Here is a 16,129-nt window from a genome sequence, read left to right on the forward strand (position 1 = left end):
TGAGATGCAGGCAATTGCAAATTCTATTTTTTGGGTTTTGCTGCCAACAAGCACTATCTTTGCCAAATGGTTGAAGAGGAAGTTTTAAAGGAAGTTGATAAAGGTCTAATGTTGCCTTTAATGGAGGAGTTTTACACTATTCAAGGTGAGGGATATCATAAAGGTACGGCTGCTTATTTTATAAGGGTAGGAGGCTGTGATGTGGGGTGTCATTGGTGTGATGTAAAGGAAAGTTGGAATGCAGGTACGCACCCCCCAACGGCAATTAATGACATTGTGGAGAATGCCGCCAAATATTCCAATACCATCGTCGTAACCGGAGGGGAGCCTTTGACTTGGAACATGGATCCGCTTACCAGTGCTCTAAAGGAAAAAAAACTCAATACACACATAGAAACTTCAGGCGCTTACCCCTTAACCGGTACTTGGGACTGGATCTGTCTTTCTCCCAAAAAAAATAAATTACCGGAGGAACGTATTTACGATGTGGCGCATGAGTTAAAGGTGATTGTCTATAACAAGCACGATTTAATTTTTGCCGAAGAACAGGCGGCTAAAGTGAATGGGGACTGTATACTTTACTTACAGCCAGAATGGAGCGTACGGGATAAAGTAGTGCCTTTGATTGTGGATTATGTGATGGCCAACCCTAAATGGAAGGTTTCTTTGCAGACCCATAAATATCTAAATATTCCATAGGGTTTACCTACCGCCGTTATTGGCCAAATCCAAAAGACATTGGTTATCGAGCTCTGGAGCGGCTATAATTCCTTTGGCATATTTGCTTTCCAGTAAATGCATTACCGTATTTCCGTTAAGCCTACATGTAACTTCTTGATCTAAAATATGCTCTGGCACAAGTAAATTTCCTTTGCTCGTTGGCCTTCCAAATTGAAGTTCGGCGCGCATAAGACAACCTTCAACGGAACAATGGTTGTTACCCACAGGATTCCCGTTTCTATCTATTTCTGGTTCTCCATTTTCATCGAGTTTTACGTCTTCATGGTCGTTTACCATATCCGAGCCTAAATTAACCAGTCCAAATAGATGTCCAAATTCATGGTTCAAAGTAGTGAGTTCTACATCGGCATCAGAGATAAAGAAGCTTTGATCGGCCAATCTTCTCACTGTGGCTTCGTGTATGATCATGGAAGTATTTCTGTAAACGGCTCCCAACGTGACCAATCCTTCGTCCAAGTCATCCCCCTCTGCAGGGGCATCTGAAAAATAAATATATATCCCTAAGGTGTTACCGTCATTGTAAACCGTTCTGTTTTGGTTTTCCAATTCTATAATTTCCTCAAGAGTAAGGCTTTCTTCATCTGGTGAGCTCAGTGACGCATACTCCACTTCTATTTCTTCCTTGAACGTACGCTCTTTGAGATAGGAAATGAATCCGTCTATGGCCTCTTGGGTAGGACCAAACCCTTCTACATAGGCTATTTCAACTTTTAATTTGGAAAAGGACGAATTACTCAAAATATCATTGGCGGAATCTCCCGTGCTTTGCAAGTTTGCTGTCTTGTCCACCACTTTAGGTTCCGATGGGTCATTGGTTACGTCCAAGGAATTATCCGAACAGCCTTGTATAAGGCAGAATACCATACTGAGAAGAACTAAGAATGAATTTTTCATACATTTTGTCATTAAGCCCACCTTAGGTTAGACGGTCATTTGGGGGAATCCTTCCATAATCGTGCCAGATAATCATAATGTTCCCCCTCCAAAACCATCTCACAGCGTAAGCCCGCCAGTTCTGCGGCATTTTCAAGGCTTTTATAATCTAGATAGAGCCAATTAAAAGTCTCCCCTTTCTGTTCTTTGTAGGTCATTTGAAAATCTACCTCTCCGTAATAGTTACCGGTATTGGGCACCCAAACACCGCCATCTTCATCTTCTTCGAACATATAAATGATATCGCTAGAATCCAATAAAATTTGACCATTGGGTTTTAATAACGATGTAAGGTGCTTTAAAAACGTATTTAAATTGGCAGCTCGGCCTGCTAGGCCAATTCCGTTCATTAGAATTAAAAGGGTGTCATACGTTTCCCTAGAATACTCTAAAATGGGTTGGAGAACGGTTTTTTCAACTCCCCGTATCCGGCAGGTTTCAATCGCTCCTGCAGAATTGTCCAGTGCGGTTACGTCTACCTTTTTTTCCTGCAGATACAAACTATGGCTTCCCGATCCCGAGCCAACATCCAGAACTTTTCCTTTGCAAAGTTGAAGGGCTTTCTTCTCCAATGGAGGCATCTGGGAATAATCTCTGAATAAATAGGGAAGTGGCATTACATCTTCCTCGTCCAAAGTAGGAGAGTAGGTAGTGATATCCTCAGAATAATTTCCGTTCTGATAATCAAGAAGTGCTTGTCCAAGTATATCTTTAGCCATATCTGCCGTTTCAAATGCAAAAATGGACTATTTAAATATTTCTTGTTTAGTTTTGTCTTAATTTTTAGGTAGATGGAGAAAATTTTGGAGCAACTTCCTCAAAAAGCAAGGGAAAAGAAAGTAGAAAACAGAAAGTTTTTTGCCAAACTTAAAAAGCGACCTCCTAAAAATCTTGATTACGTAATGCAGGAACTTCATGAAGCGGAGTTTGAGCGAACGGATTGTTTAGATTGTGCCAATTGCTGCAAGACAACCGGACCCCTTTTTACCAATGCTGATATAGAAAGAATTGCAAAATCCTTTAAGCAAAAGCCTCAAGTCTTTATCGATAGCTATTTAAAGATTGATGAGGATAATGACTATGTGCTGCAACAACTTCCTTGTCCTTTTTTAGGTGCCGATAATTATTGTTCTATCTACAATGTGCGGCCAAAAGCTTGCCGGGAATTTCCCCATACGGACAGGAAAAAATTTCAACAAATTGCCCATCTTACCATGAAAAATGTAGCAATTTGTCCGGCGGCATTTAATATTGTGGAAGCTATGAAAGAACGATTACCCCAAAAATAGTTGGCTATGCAACCTAGAATTGAATTTTTGACTGAGAAAAAATTGGTTGGCCATTTCCTGAGCATGAGTTTGCAGAACAATAGGACTTTTGAACTTTGGAGCGGTTTTATGCCAAAAAAACGTTTGGTGAAGAATAGGATAGGTACTTCCCTATATTCGCTGCAAGTGTATCCCAAATCCAAACGGGAATCAGTTTTTTCACCTGCAAAGGAATTTGTGAAATGGGCGGCTGTTGAGGTGAGCGAATTTGAGAACGATGATTTTGAAACAATGATTTTACCAGCTGGGGAGTACGCTGTTTTTATTCATAAAGGACCGCCTTCTGGGTTTCCAGAAACTATGAATGCCATATTCAACGGTTGGTTGCCAAATTCTGGTTATGAATTGGATAATCGACCACATTTTGAACTTCTCGGGGAAAAATACAAGAATAACCATCCTGATTCTGAAGAGGAAGTTTGGATTCCCATTAAGGAAATTAAAGAATAGAGTGTCTTAATGGGATACCAATTTAAGACCTACAATTGAGGTGATTAGGGTGGTTAAAAAGAAAAGTCTCCAAAAGGAGGCAGGCTCCTTAAAAACAAAAATGCCTACCAAAACAGTGCCCACTGCCCCAATTCCTGTCCATACGGCATACGCTGTTCCAATAGGTAAAACTTGGGTGACTTTTACCAAGAGTACCATGCTAATGGTGAGGCACACCAAGAATCCCAAGTACCAATAATTGGCGATAGCACCAGATTCCTCTTTTGCTTTTCCCAAACAGGCGGCGAAGGCTACTTCAAAAAGTCCGGCAATTATTAGCAATATCCATTTCATATTTCGGTTTTAAATTAGGGCTATCTGCAAAACTAGTCCAATTTTTGATGCAATGGTAACCACCTAAATTATTGGGTTAGGTTTTGTATATTTAAAAGGAAGTAATTGAATTTATAAATCGTTTTTAAACAAATGGAAGCGCTAATCAACTATTTTGAGACCATTCCGTCCTTGCACCGATCTCTAATTCTAGTAGGGGGCATTACTTTTTTTTGGGTTTTGGAAGGTGCGGTACCTTTGGTTAGGTTTTCCTATAAAAAATGGAACCATGCACTACCCAATTTCTTCTTTACGCTCACCACCATCATTGTCAATTTTGCATTGGCATTTCTATTATTAAAAACGGCCGATTGGACTATTGACAATGATTTTGGCATCATCAACTGGCTACCACAAATGCCGCTTTGGGTTTACGTGCTACTAGGGGTATTGCTTCTCGATTTTATAGGTGCTTACCTGGCCCATTTAACGGAACACAGGGTAAAACCACTTTGGATGATTCATTTAGTGCATCATACAGACCATAATGTGGATACTACTACCGCTAACAGGCATCACCCCTTAGAGAGCGTCATCCGTTTTATGTTTACTTTATTCGGTGTTTTTTTGGTGGGTACACCCATTGGAATTGTAATGTTATATCAATCCTTGTCCTTAGTGGCATCGCAATTTGGTCACGCCAATATTAAACTCCCTAAAAAAGTGGACAAAATGATAAGTTACGTATTTGTTTCACCGGATATGCACAAGGTGCACCACCACTATAAATTGCCCTATACAGATAGTAATTACGGAAATATTTTCTCCATTTGGGACCGTATTTTCGGTACTTATATGCAATATGATAGGGATGCGATTATCTATGGAGTGGATACCTTTCCGGATGAAGTTGAAAATTCAAGCATCAAAGGGCTTTTAAAACAACCGTTTCATACGTATAGAAAGCCCACTGGTATAGAAAAAGTTGAAAGTGTTTAACTTTTTATCGAATGAAAAGCCCTTAAAAATTGTTCAAAAAGTAAACTATTCTATATTTGCTCAATGATTTACAAGTTAACGTATGAATCAAACGCATGCGTGTCCTTTGATAAGCTGGGCATTGATAGGATTCTTGAGCAGGCGCGAGATCATAACAAAGTACAGAATATAACAGGTTGCCTTGTATATCACAATGGAGCTTTTGTGCAGATTTTAGAGGGCGATAGGGAGGAAGTGAACAAATTGTTTCAAATCATTTCTAAAGATGCCCGACATTCCAATGTTAGATTGGTAAGTGAGGAAATGGATGAAGAGCGAAGCTTTTCAGATTGGAACATGGCCTATTTTGACCCGCATCTCCACGGCCTAAGCAGAGCGGATATCGCCAACTTTGAAAAAAACCTTCTCTTATTGGCCGATTTTTCAGAAAGACTATCCACTACGGTCAACCTTTTCTGGATCAACGTTCGAAAGATAATACTGAATTTGAAAATCAATTAGTAAATTAGATACTTGGCCCTTATTTTCTTGAAGGCTTCTAATTGGGGCTGCCATGTTTCCTTTATTTCTGCCTCGGTCATCCCATCTTCAATTTGTTTCTGAAGAATTTCCGTACCCGCATGTTTGGTGAAACCCGATGTAATGAAAATGTTGGATTTGTCTTCCGAGTTCATGTAGGCATCTATTACCCAATGCAATGAAACTTCGTTTTTTCTTGGAATCTGGGACAAATCTTTTCCAAAACATTTTTTGCCCTCCTCTTTAGGGTGCTTTGAGCCAAAATTAGGCATGGGCACATAACTGAAGCTGTACTGGGTGCTATCTAAAAAGGAAGCCCCATAGCGCTGGAACTGAAATTCCGTTCCCCTGCCCGCATTAACATTGGTGCCCTCAAAAAGCCCTAAGCTAGGATATAGGTTAATGGACTTGTCATTAGGTAAATTAGGGGAAGGTCTTATAGGGAGTGAATATTCGGTTTCATATGTCCAGTTTTCTAGCGGTATCACTTTTAGGTTGGCCTTCTTGCCGCCTTCTAACCAACCTTCCTCATTAATCATAGTGGCATATTCTCCTATGGTCATACCGTAAACTAATGGTATTTCCTGCAAGCCTAGGAATCCCTTATGTTTTTTTTCCATAGTAGGCCCATCTACATAATGGCCGTTTGGGTTGGGTCTGTCCAATACAATGATAGGTTTTTTACTCTCTGCACAAGCCTCCATAACCAACTGTAAGGTGGCTATATAGGTATAAAAGCGTACGCCCACATCTTGAATATCAAAAATCACAACATCCAAATCCTTTAATTGATCAGTAGAGGGTTTTCTGTTTTTGCCATAGAGGGATATGAGCGGTAAACCCGTTTTTGGGTCCGTACCATCCTGTACTTTTTCACCGGCATCGGCAGCACCCCTAAAACCATGTTCCGGAGCAAAAACTTTTTGTACTTGTACATTCAGGGACAATAGGGAATCTACCAAATGAACGTAGGAGGGTTCTTTTTCGCTATCTTTAAAAATAACGCTTGTCTGGTTCGCAACAACTCCCACCTTTTTATCCTTTAATTCCTCAAGGTACAATTTTGTCCTATTGGCACCCACGGTGACCGGAAGCGTAATTACACTATCCTTGGCTTGTACTGAGGTAGCACCTTCGGTATGATGCACTTTATCATTGTTGCCACAAGAGGAAAGCACCAAAAACCAAATGAAAAATGTACTTTTGAAGGAGGAAAAAAATGCCATAATTTGAATTTTGAATATTTTTTGGCCAAGAGGCTGATCAAGGGAGCGGCGCACAAAATTAGTATTTCCGCTCCTATAATAAAAATAGCGATTACCGCTATTGCACTTGGTATGATCATGATGTTAGTGGCCATTGCTTCCGGCGTTGGACTCAAGTACAAAATACGTGAAAAAGTTGCTGCCTTTATCGGACATATTCAAATTTCTAACTACGATAATAATGCCTCGGATGTTTCGGTAGTTCCCGTTGACCTAAATCAGGATTTTTATCCCAGTTTTAAGGATGTTGAGGGAGTTACCCATGTGCAGGCCGTAGCCAGTAAGGGTGGCATTATCCGTACCCAAGAAACCTTTGAAGGTATCTTGGCAAAAGGGGTGGGAAAAGATTACAATTGGTCTGGTTTTGAAGAATACCTAGTGGAGGGCGTACTTCCGGATTTTGCGGGAAAGCTCAATTCGCAAGTGTTAATGAGCAGCCTAATGGCCAACCGGCTTAAATTGACCACAGGAGATAGTTTTTACGCCTTTTTTCTTAAAGATGACGATGTTTCCCAATTGCCCAACCAACGAAAATTTACCATTACGGGGTTGTACGACAGTGGTTTTGAAGAGTTTGATGGGGTATACGTATTTACCGATATCCGTCACATTCAGCGAATGAATAAGTGGAGGGAGGACCAAATTGGAAACTTTGAAGTCTTCTTGGATGATTTTGATCAGCTACAGGAAAAAAGCAACGAAATTTATGGAAAGACCTTGTCCACATTGGATACCCAGACCATAGTAGATAAATATTACAAGATTTTTGAGTGGATCGGATTATTCGATTTTAATATTTTCCTCATTTTAGGGATAGTTATCATTGTAAGTGGATTTAATATGATTACGGCCCTTTTGGTTCTTATTTTGGAAAGAACGCCCATGATCGGTATTTTAAAGGCGTTGGGGTCTGCCAATTGGAGCATACGAAAGGTTTTCTTGTACAATGCGGCGTACCTAATTGGTATAGGACTCTTTTGGGGCAACCTCTTAGGGTTAGGAGCAATTTACGTTCAGCATAAATTTAAGGTATTGAAATTTCCCAATCCACAAGAATATTATATAGATTATATTCCCGTACACATAGATGTTCTAACAGTGATTTTATTGAACGTTGGTGTTTTAATACTATGCCTTTTAATGTTATTGATACCCTCATACATTATTACTAAAATAACACCCGTTAAGGCAATTCAGTTCGAGTAGGTATTTTACTAAGGGAAACGTTGTATGCTGATGTTCAAATTTTTTGGAATTGTGTACAATTACGAAACTTTGTGATGTGCGAATAATAAATTTAAGTTGGTTATGGTGATTTTACAGAACGGAAATCAAACGGTAAAAATAGATAAAGGGGAACTGGTAGGATATCAAGTTGATGGGCATGAGGTCATTCATCAAAAAGGTAGTCCCGGTTGGAGAAGCTCGGATACGGAAATGTTCCCAATTATTGGTCCTACTTCAGAAGCCCACTTTCAAGTACAGACCCCTAGGGATATTGCTATCATGGATCAGCACGGTATATTGAGGGAGCTGGACTATGAATTGGAAAGTAGTTCTGCCCTAAGTGCCGTTTTTAAAAAAGAATACAAGGAGAGAAGTCCGGTTCGCAACAGCAAATTCCCTGAAAAAAGTAATAAACAATTCCTCTTTTACACTTATGGTTTTCTTTTTAAAAAGCAATTTCTCTTAACGGAGGCCGGATTGGAGATTTCGTTCGTCGTATCCGGAGAGAGGGATATGCCATTTATGTTGGGCTATCATCCGGCGTTCAAACTTTATAGTGAAAACCCCACTATTTTGTCCGGCAATAGGGAAATTTCCCTTAAGGAAGTACTAGCGGTCGGTAGCCGGGCGTACAAGGTGCCTGATTGCGAAAAAATCGTTCTAAAGGATGATAAAGAAGTGACCATTGAAACAGTGGGATTCCAAAATTTTATGTTGTGGACAGAAGTCGAAAATATGATCTGTTTGGAGCCTATTACCTTCTATCCGTATGATGTGGAACAGAGAAATTTAAATGATGGTTTTCAATTTTTAGGAAACGAAGACCAGGTTTTTAAAGTTAAAATTTCCGTTAGCTAGGAAAGGATGAAAGAAAAGTTACAACAGTTTTACGGCTATCTGTTCGAAGAGGAGCTTTTTAAGGAAATTGGCAAAGTAGGATTGCAGAAAAGTATTCCGCAAGGTGCTGTAATTATGGATATTGGCCAAAATATTACACACATGCCTTTACTTTTAGAAGGGGCCATCAAGATTTTGAGGGAAGATGAAGATGGGGATGAACTGTTGCTTTACTTCCTAGAAAGGGGAGATACCTGTGCTATGACACTATCTTGCTGCATGGGTACCCACAAGAGTGAAATAAGGGCAATTGCTGAAAGCGATACGGAACTACTGATGATTCCCGTGCAGCAAATGGAGCTTTGGATGGCCAAATACCAATCATGGCGTCAGTTTATTTTAGATAGTTATCACACCCGTATGATGGAGCTTCTGGAAACGGTGGACACCCTTGCCTTTTTACGAATGGACGAACGTTTACTCAAGCACCTAAGGGATAAGGCCAAAGTAAATCAGAATGAAAGTATACATACTACCCATCAAGAAATTGCCTATGATTTAAATACTTCTAGGGTGGTTATTTCTAGATTACTTAAAAAATTGGAAAAGGAAGGGAAAATCAAGATGCACCGGCATGAAATTACGGTAGTTGACCTATAATGGATGTTTTTCCAAACGCCAATTTCTGCATCAATCCATTAAATGTTTAGCTTTATAGCATGCGGAGATTCTTACCATTTATTCAATGGATGCCAACCTATGACCGTAAATGGTTAAGTAAGGATGTGATTGCAGGCCTAACTGTTGGAATCATCTTGATTCCGCAGGGTATGGCTTACGCCATGATAGCCGGGCTTCCCCCGGTTTATGGACTGTACGCCTCCCTTGTACCTGTGGTAGTGTACGCACTTTTGGGCACCTCTAGACAAATGGCTGTCGGTCCCGTTGCTATGGACTCACTTTTAGTGGCAGCTGCGTTGGCACCTTTTGTTACTTCCGGAGGAGAGAATTACGTGGTCATGGCCCTTCTACTGGCATTTATGGTAGGGGCCATCCAAATTGTTCTTGGAGTTCTGCGGATGGGCTTTTTGGTTAACTTTCTTTCAAAACCTGTCATAAGTGGTTTTACATCTGCGGCAGCCCTTATTATAATTTTTAGTCAGTTAAAGCATTTGTTAGGTACTTCGGTGGAGCGAAGTGGCCTGTTTCATGAAATGTTATACAATGCGATGGTGAAAATTCCCGAGACGAATCTTTTGGACTTTACGATTGGCCTTATCGGAATTATTGCCATTGTAATTTTTAAAAGATGGAGACCACGATTTCCTGGAGTTTTGGTTGTGGTCGTAGTTGCCATTCTTATGGTGTATGCGTTGGGGCTTCAATCCTACGGGGTTAAAATAGTTGGTTTAATTCCTACGGGGCTTCCACATTTTCAATTACCTCAATTTGATGCTCCAAGTGTTATAAAATTGGCTCCTATTGCCCTTACCTTGGCTTTAATTGGTTATTTAGAGGCCATTTCCATTGGAAAATCCTTAGAGGAGAAGAATGGGGAGGAAACAGTAGACGCTAATCAAGAACTTATTGCCATTGGGTCTTCCAATCTTTTGGGTTCTTTATTTCAGTCCTACCCGGTAACTGGTAGTTTCTCCCGTTCGGCAATTAATGGTTCGGTAGGTGCAAAAACTTCCTTGTCCCTTTTGTTCAGCTCCTTAATGATAGTAATCACCTTGTTGTTTCTTACGCCTTTGTTCTATTACCTTCCCAATGCTGTATTGGCAAGTATTATTATGGTTTCTGTAGTGGGCTTGGTAGATTTGGAATATCCAAAAAGTTTATGGGCTTACAGAAAAGATGAATTGGCCATTTTAATCCTTACTTTTCTGGCTACCCTATTTATTGGGATTACGCAAGGAATTCTTCTTGGGGTACTACTTTCTCTTTTGCTAATGGTGTACAAAAGTTCGAAACCGCATTTTGCAGTTCTCGGGAAGATTGAAGGCTCTGATTATTATAAGAATATTGACCGATTTGGTGAGGACATCGATGTTAGAAACGATTTGTTGGTAGTAAGGTTTGATTCCCAACTGTATTTTGGAAATAAAAACTACTTCAAAAAACTTCTTTATAAGTACATCGCGGCAAAAGGAGAGGGATTGAAGGGAATTATCCTAAATGCGGAAGCTATTAATTATATAGATTCCAGTGCAGCTCAAATGCTTATACGGATAATAGAGGACCTACACGACAAAAACTTGCAATTCTACATAGCCGGGGCTATAGGTCCTACACGGGATATTATTTTTAGTAGTGGTTTAATAGACGTTTTGTCTAAAAAACATCTATTTGTACAGACAAAGGAGGCAGTTGCTTATTTTGATGATACTACCGTTCCTTCTGCATTAAGTGAAAAGGTCGCTTACCAGAACCTAAGAAGACGGTAACCAATGTTACAATGTAATCCTTGGGTTTAAGGTATTTTTGTATTTCAATATCAAACGTCTTTATTAAAGTTTCGGTTTTTTAAGAGGACGATTGGTCAAAAATCATAAAATGAAAATAGAACAGATTTATACAGGTTGTTTAGCGCAAGGGGCATATTATATTGAGAGTAAAGGGGAGGTGGCAATCATAGACCCTCTTAGGGAAGTGGAACCTTACATCAAACGGGCCCAAGATGCCGGTTCTCAAATTAAGTACATATTTGAGACTCATTTTCATGCGGATTTTGTAAGTGGTCATGTGACCCTTTCTAAAGAAACGGGTGCTCCTATCATTTATGGCCCTAACGCCAATCCTTCCTTTGATGCCATTATAGCCAAAGATGGAGATTCTTTTCAATTGGGAGATGTAAGAATTCATGTGCTTCATACACCAGGGCACACTATGGAAAGTACAACCTACCTTCTTAAAGACGAATCGGGTAAGGACCACGCCATTTTTTCTGGGGATACGCTTTTTCTGGGAGATGTAGGGAGACCGGATTTGGCCCAAAAGGCGGCAGATATGACCCAAGAGCAATTGGCAGGTTTGCTTTATGAAAGCCTAAGAAACAAAATTATGCCACTTTCTGATGATGTAATTGTATATCCTGCACATGGAGCTGGCTCCGCTTGCGGAAAAAACATGATGAAAGAAACGGTTGATTCTCTGGGAAATCAAAAGAAAGTCAATTACGCCCTACGTAAAGATATGAGCAAGGAAGAATTTATAAAAGAGGTGACAGATGGGCTGCTACCGCCACCCAAGTATTTTCCGCTCAACGTAAAAATGAACAAAGAGGGTTATGAAGATATTGGAGAAGTACTTACCAGAGGTACCACGGCTTTAAGTCCAGAGGAGTTTGAAACAGCGGCCAATGAGACTGGTGCAGTAGTTCTGGATGTCAGGCACCAAAAAGATTTTGTAAATGGTCATGTGCCGCGTTCCATTTTTATAGGTCTCAATGGAGACTTTGCTCCTTGGGTAGGTGCTTTAATTGCAGATACTCAACAGCCAATTTTACTGGTTTGCCCAGAAGGAAAGGAAGAAGAGGCCGTGACTCGATTATCAAGGGTTGGTTTTGATGGTACTATTGGATATTTAAAAGGAGGATTTGAAGCTTGGAAGAACTCAGGGAAGGCTATTGATTCTATTGAATCTATTACGGCCGATGAAGCTACTACCAAAATTGATGAGGAATCCATTCCGGTTTTTGATGTGAGAAAACCTAGTGAATTCCAGTCTGAGCATGTTATTGATGCGGAAAATACCCCGCTAGATTTCATTAATAAGCACCTCTCAGAATTTCCTGAAACAGATGAATTCCTTGTGCATTGTGCCGGTGGCTACCGCTCTGTAATTGCTGCTTCTATTTTAAAAAGTAGGGGAATCCATAACCTTATTGACGTGGATGGTGGTTTTGGAGCTCTTAAAAATGCAGGAGCTGAAGTTACAGACTATGTTTGTCCTAGTACTTTATAAAAAATTTACTTGAATAATGAAGCCGTGGCCCTTGTCACGGCTTTTTTTGTTATAACCATCTCATAACTAATTGTTTTGAATTGTAAAAAAAACTGATTTAAGTTAATTTTTGGTGTGAATGGAGCACACAAACATCCCCTTTATTAAGAATTTCGTAAATGTTAATGAAAACACAACTAAAAGTTAAGTTTTTAAGGATTTATTGTGTAATTTAAGTAGGAAAATATCACAGGTTTAATGGTGGTTTGACAAATAAAAGTCTTTTAAACAAGTTGACCTCCTAAGTAATAAATAAAGGCGCCAAGATTAAATTTCTACAATTGTTAATGAAAAGGAAACAATGGACTACTACGTACTATACTCTGTTTTGGTATTGGTCATCTTTATGGTCTGGATGTTCCTCGTTATTAGAATGTACAGGAAAATGAACAAAAAAGATGAAAGTCTTTAATTGATTATTTCCGGACAGAATCAGCGAGCAACAATTCCATAGGAATAATTGTACCTTGTTGCTTCATGATGTAAGACCTAATAATACTTTCTGTTTCCAACGTATTGGGCTGTAATTCCACAAAAGCTTCCAGGTCTTCAAAAGAGTTGATGACCATTTCCTTATCAATAAAGCCGTAACCCGCATAGGCGTTATTCTTGACTAATATAAGCGCTTCCTCATTAGCATCCCTTCCCTTTTCCTTTATAATAAAATTTGCCCTCTGGGAGTTAACATGCTCCATGGCTGCCGTTACCTTTTGATTATAGCTTTGCGCACTTTCAGTTCCGGTACAAATACCATCGCAGTTATTAAGCCTGTAGTGGGAGCAGGTAGAAACATTTTCTTGAAGATGGCAATATTTGGGGCAAAGTTTAAATTCTTTACAGATTTCTTCTAGAAACAGACGGCATGCCGTTGGGCTATAGAGCGTGTAAATAGCATTTGGAGCAGATTTAAGCTTATTGAATGCCAAGTGTTTTATACCATTTCGGTCTTCATAGGAAAAGATACCATAGGGCTGAATTTTTCTTTTTTGTGCCCGGTTGTATAGGGGGTATATATTTTTTATGGCCGACGATTCCATAAGAAGTGCCAACAATTCACTTCCAGATAATTCAAAATCTATATCCGCCGTATCTTTACAAAGTTGTACTTCCTTGGTAGATTTATCATAGAAATGACCCAGTACCCTTTTTTTGAGATTAATGGCTTTACCTACATAAATGATCTTTCCTTTTCTATCCTTGAAATAATAAATCCCTGGTTTGGTGGGTATCCTTTCAAATACCTCTTTAGGTAATGCAGAAGGAAGCGTCGCTTCCTGTGAACGGGCATTAAGAAACGATTTAAAAACCTGATTGGCATTGGGGGTCCGTAATAATTTTTGAAATAGTAGTGTAGTGGCATGCGCATCACCACGTGCGCGGTGCCTATCGGTTAAAGGAATGTTCAAAGAAGAGCATAATTTACCCAAACTATAGGAGTGATATCCCGGAAGAAGCTTTCTGGAAAGTCTAACCGTACAAAGTTTTTTTCGGGTAAACTCATATCCAATTTCCTTCAGTTCATTTTTAATAATGTTATAATCAAAATTTACGCTATGCGCAACAAAAATGGTGTCTTTGGTAATGTCCAGTATATTTTGGGCAATTTCCTCAATGGTAGGTGCATCACGGAGCATATCATTGTCAATTCCCGTGAGTCGGGTAATAAAATAGGGTATCTCACAATGTGGATTGACCAATGTGGTATATTCGTCTACAATTTCATACCCATCATATTTAAAAATAGATATTTCGGTAATCTTATTGCCTTTTATACTATTGCCCGTGGTTTCTATATCTACAATGCAGTACAATTATTGAGAGCCTATTTTTAATTAAAAATTGAAGGGGGTAATCCTAGTGCAAAAATACAAATTGTACAAGGTAGTATAAGGTTGATTGCTTATTTTTAGGCACCAAGCTATTTTAACCAAAAGAACATGACCAAACTACCTGTTTTACTCGTTCTTTCCTTTTTGTTATTCAATTGTAAGGAAGAAAAGACACCCATCCCAAAGAAAAAACCGTTGCCCAACATTATATATGTGTTGGCAGATGATTTAGGGTATGGTGATATTAAAACATTTAATCCAGAAGGTAAAATTGCCACCCCTAACATTGATAAAATGGCTGTATCTGGAATAAAATTTACGGATGCACATACTTCTTCTGCCGTATGCACCCCAACAAGATATGGAATCTTAACGGGTAGATACAATTGGCGAAGTCCTTTAAAAAGTGGGGTTCTAACTGGAAAATCCAAAGCGTTGATACCCAATGATAGAAGTACAGTGGCCTCTTTGCTTAAAAAGGCAGATTACCATACGGCTTTTATTGGCAAATGGCATTTAGGTTGGGATTGGGCCCAAAAGACCGCTATGGATGCTACCGGAGAGGGTTGGAATGCCACGGATTTTGAGAACTTGGATTTTACAAAACCGATAAACAATGGACCAAAAGAGTTGGGTTTTGACTACTCCTACGGCCATTCAGGCTCCCTGGATATGGCACCTTATGTCTACGTTGAAAATGGGATGGCCACTGCCAAAGTGGATACAGTTACCGTTGATAAGGGAAAATATACCTGGTGGCGCGAGGGCCCCACGGCGGCAGATTTTGTTCATGAAGATGTAACCCCACATTTTTTTAGAAAATCAATGGAGTACGTAACAGAAAGGGGCAAGGAAAATAAACCTTTCTTTCTTTACTTGGCATTGCCTTCACCACATACTCCAATTCTACCTACAGAAGAATGGTTGGGCAAAAGCGATTTGAATCCGTATGCAGATTTTGTAATGCAGGTAGATGATTACATGGGACAATTATTGGAGGTTCTGAAGAAGGAGGGATTGACCGATAATACCATGATTGTTTTTACCAGTGATAATGGATGTTCTCCGCAAGCAAATTTTGAGTTGCTTGCAGAAAAAGGGCATCATCCTAGTGGACCGTACCGGGGACACAAAGCTGATATTTATGAGGGAGGTCACCGCGTTCCATTTGTTGTTCAATGGCCGGCTATGATAAAACCGGGAAGTATATCTGATGAAATTATTTGTACTACGGATTTTATGGCCACCTGTGCCGATATTGCAGGGTTGGATTTATATGCGAACGAAGCGGAAGACAGTTTTTCCATGCTACCCATTTTCATCGGAAACAAAGAGTTTGCTCGTGAGGCTACTATTCATCATTCTATAAATGGGAGTTTCGCTATAAGGAAAGGGAACTATAAGCTAATCCTATGCCCAGGTTCAGGTGGATGGAGCAGTCCAAGGCCCGGCTCAAAAGAAATTGAGGGAATGCCCAAAAATCAATTATACGATTTATCCAAAGACCCTTCTGAAAAACATAACATATTTGAAGAACATCCCCAGAAAGTCAATGAACTTAAAGGTTTGCTGTTGAGTTACATTAATAATGGAAGGAGCACTCCGGGGCCTAAACAAAAAAATAGTCCACTTAATTTAGCGGGCAAACAATGGCATCAGTTAGAAACTGTTCTCAATAAATAGA

General features: G+C 39.6%; 16 protein-coding genes. 11 read left to right on the forward strand and 5 right to left on the reverse strand.

What is annotated here, in order from left to right:
- The first annotated feature begins 120 nt into the window (after window positions 1-120).
- Window positions 121-699, forward strand: a complete 579-nt coding sequence (locus BIZ36_RS06320) for a 7-carboxy-7-deazaguanine synthase QueE (protein WP_222937293.1) — start codon at window positions 121-123, stop codon at window positions 697-699.
- 3 nt (window positions 700-702) lie between these two features.
- On the opposite strand, the gene BIZ36_RS06325 is transcribed toward BIZ36_RS06320, so the two are convergent.
- Complete coding sequence (locus BIZ36_RS06325) at window positions 703-1,635, reverse strand: hypothetical protein (RefSeq protein WP_187457040.1); 933 nt, start codon at window positions 1,633-1,635, stop codon at window positions 703-705.
- Between the two features lie 35 nt (window positions 1,636-1,670).
- Complete coding sequence (locus tag BIZ36_RS06330; RefSeq protein ID WP_187457041.1) at window positions 1,671-2,393, reverse strand: class I SAM-dependent methyltransferase; 723 nt, start codon at window positions 2,391-2,393, stop codon at window positions 1,671-1,673.
- Between the two features lie 72 nt (window positions 2,394-2,465).
- Here BIZ36_RS06330 and BIZ36_RS06335 point away from each other — a divergent pair, with 72 nt between their 5' ends.
- Window positions 2,466-2,963, forward strand: a complete 498-nt coding sequence (locus BIZ36_RS06335; RefSeq protein ID WP_187457042.1) for a YkgJ family cysteine cluster protein — start codon at window positions 2,466-2,468, stop codon at window positions 2,961-2,963.
- A 6-nt stretch (window positions 2,964-2,969) separates the two neighbouring features.
- Entirely contained in the window at window positions 2,970-3,452 is a 483-nt protein-coding gene (locus BIZ36_RS06340; RefSeq protein WP_187457043.1) for a GyrI-like domain-containing protein, read from the forward strand.
- A gap of 6 nt (window positions 3,453-3,458) precedes the next feature.
- Here BIZ36_RS06340 and BIZ36_RS06345 read toward each other — a convergent pair whose 3' ends face one another.
- Window positions 3,459-3,785: a DMT family transporter gene (locus BIZ36_RS06345; protein WP_187457044.1), complete on the reverse strand. Its 327-nt coding sequence runs from the start codon at window positions 3,783-3,785 to the stop codon at window positions 3,459-3,461.
- 132 nt (window positions 3,786-3,917) lie between these two features.
- Here BIZ36_RS06345 and BIZ36_RS06350 point away from each other — a divergent pair, with 132 nt between their 5' ends.
- Both BIZ36_RS06350 and BIZ36_RS06355 read left to right on the forward strand, forming a co-directional pair.
- Window positions 3,918-4,763, forward strand: coding sequence for a sterol desaturase family protein (locus BIZ36_RS06350; protein WP_187457045.1), 846 nt, complete (start codon window positions 3,918-3,920; stop codon window positions 4,761-4,763).
- A gap of 63 nt (window positions 4,764-4,826) precedes the next feature.
- Window positions 4,827-5,264: a BLUF domain-containing protein gene (locus tag BIZ36_RS06355; RefSeq protein WP_187457046.1), complete on the forward strand. Its 438-nt coding sequence runs from the start codon at window positions 4,827-4,829 to the stop codon at window positions 5,262-5,264.
- On the opposite strand, the gene BIZ36_RS06360 is transcribed toward BIZ36_RS06355, so the two are convergent.
- A complete protein-coding gene (locus BIZ36_RS06360; protein WP_187457047.1) occupies window positions 5,261-6,508 on the reverse strand; it encodes an exo-beta-N-acetylmuramidase NamZ family protein in 1,248 nt (415 codons plus the stop codon). The genes BIZ36_RS06355 and BIZ36_RS06360 overlap by 4 nt on opposite strands.
- 3 nt (window positions 6,509-6,511) lie before the next feature.
- Here BIZ36_RS06360 and BIZ36_RS06365 point away from each other — a divergent pair, with 3 nt between their 5' ends.
- The 5 genes from BIZ36_RS06365 (at window position 6,512) to BIZ36_RS06385 (ending at window position 12,577) form a co-directional block, all read left to right on the forward strand.
- On the forward strand, window positions 6,512-7,753 hold the full coding sequence (locus BIZ36_RS06365; RefSeq protein WP_187457048.1) for an ABC transporter permease: 1,242 nt from the start codon (window positions 6,512-6,514) through the stop codon (window positions 7,751-7,753).
- A 102-nt stretch (window positions 7,754-7,855) separates the two neighbouring features.
- A complete protein-coding gene (locus tag BIZ36_RS06370; protein WP_187457049.1) occupies window positions 7,856-8,632 on the forward strand; it encodes an aldose epimerase family protein in 777 nt (258 codons plus the stop codon).
- 6 nt (window positions 8,633-8,638) lie between these two features.
- Window positions 8,639-9,271 (forward strand): Crp/Fnr family transcriptional regulator, encoded by a 633-nt coding sequence (locus BIZ36_RS06375; protein ID WP_187457050.1) that lies wholly within the window; start codon window positions 8,639-8,641, stop codon window positions 9,269-9,271.
- A 59-nt stretch (window positions 9,272-9,330) separates the two neighbouring features.
- Window positions 9,331-11,058, forward strand: a complete 1,728-nt coding sequence (locus BIZ36_RS06380) for a SulP family inorganic anion transporter (RefSeq protein ID WP_187457051.1) — start codon at window positions 9,331-9,333, stop codon at window positions 11,056-11,058.
- 109 nt (window positions 11,059-11,167) lie between these two features.
- Window positions 11,168-12,577, forward strand: a complete 1,410-nt coding sequence (locus BIZ36_RS06385) for an MBL fold metallo-hydrolase (RefSeq protein ID WP_187457052.1) — start codon at window positions 11,168-11,170, stop codon at window positions 12,575-12,577.
- A 455-nt stretch (window positions 12,578-13,032) separates the two neighbouring features.
- Here BIZ36_RS06385 and BIZ36_RS06390 read toward each other — a convergent pair whose 3' ends face one another.
- Window positions 13,033-14,427, reverse strand: coding sequence for an exonuclease domain-containing protein (locus tag BIZ36_RS06390; RefSeq protein WP_187457053.1), 1,395 nt, complete (start codon window positions 14,425-14,427; stop codon window positions 13,033-13,035).
- A 126-nt stretch (window positions 14,428-14,553) separates the two neighbouring features.
- On the opposite strand from BIZ36_RS06390, the gene BIZ36_RS06395 reads away from it, so the two are divergent.
- On the forward strand, window positions 14,554-16,128 hold the full coding sequence (locus tag BIZ36_RS06395; RefSeq protein ID WP_187457054.1) for a sulfatase family protein: 1,575 nt from the start codon (window positions 14,554-14,556) through the stop codon (window positions 16,126-16,128).
- Window position 16,129: the final 1 nt, after the last annotated feature.

Source organism: Cytophaga sp. FL35 (assembly GCF_014349235.1).
Taxonomy (GTDB): Bacteria; Bacteroidota; Bacteroidia; order Flavobacteriales; family Flavobacteriaceae; genus Euzebyella.

What these genes read in the sequence shown, in the direction of transcription:
- BIZ36_RS06320 (WP_222937293.1), top strand. Translation starts at nt 121, where the DNA reads ATGGAGGAGTTTTACACTATTCAAGGTGAGGGATATCATAAAGGTACG.
- BIZ36_RS06325 (WP_187457040.1), bottom strand. Translation starts at nt 1,635, where the DNA reads ATGAAAAATTCATTCTTAGTTCTTCTCAGTATGGTATTCTGCCTTATA.
- BIZ36_RS06330 (WP_187457041.1), bottom strand. Translation starts at nt 2,393, where the DNA reads ATGGCTAAAGATATACTTGGACAAGCACTTCTTGATTATCAGAACGGA.
- BIZ36_RS06335 (WP_187457042.1), top strand. Translation starts at nt 2,466, where the DNA reads ATGGAGAAAATTTTGGAGCAACTTCCTCAAAAAGCAAGGGAAAAGAAA.
- BIZ36_RS06340 (WP_187457043.1), top strand. Translation starts at nt 2,970, where the DNA reads ATGCAACCTAGAATTGAATTTTTGACTGAGAAAAAATTGGTTGGCCAT.
- BIZ36_RS06345 (WP_187457044.1), bottom strand. Translation starts at nt 3,785, where the DNA reads ATGAAATGGATATTGCTAATAATTGCCGGACTTTTTGAAGTAGCCTTC.
- BIZ36_RS06350 (WP_187457045.1), top strand. Translation starts at nt 3,918, where the DNA reads ATGGAAGCGCTAATCAACTATTTTGAGACCATTCCGTCCTTGCACCGA.
- BIZ36_RS06355 (WP_187457046.1), top strand. Translation starts at nt 4,827, where the DNA reads ATGATTTACAAGTTAACGTATGAATCAAACGCATGCGTGTCCTTTGAT.
- BIZ36_RS06360 (WP_187457047.1), bottom strand. Translation starts at nt 6,508, where the DNA reads ATGGCATTTTTTTCCTCCTTCAAAAGTACATTTTTCATTTGGTTTTTG.
- BIZ36_RS06370 (WP_187457049.1), top strand. Translation starts at nt 7,856, where the DNA reads ATGGTGATTTTACAGAACGGAAATCAAACGGTAAAAATAGATAAAGGG.
- BIZ36_RS06375 (WP_187457050.1), top strand. Translation starts at nt 8,639, where the DNA reads ATGAAAGAAAAGTTACAACAGTTTTACGGCTATCTGTTCGAAGAGGAG.
- BIZ36_RS06380 (WP_187457051.1), top strand. Translation starts at nt 9,331, where the DNA reads ATGCGGAGATTCTTACCATTTATTCAATGGATGCCAACCTATGACCGT.
- BIZ36_RS06385 (WP_187457052.1), top strand. Translation starts at nt 11,168, where the DNA reads ATGAAAATAGAACAGATTTATACAGGTTGTTTAGCGCAAGGGGCATAT.
- BIZ36_RS06395 (WP_187457054.1), top strand. Translation starts at nt 14,554, where the DNA reads ATGACCAAACTACCTGTTTTACTCGTTCTTTCCTTTTTGTTATTCAAT.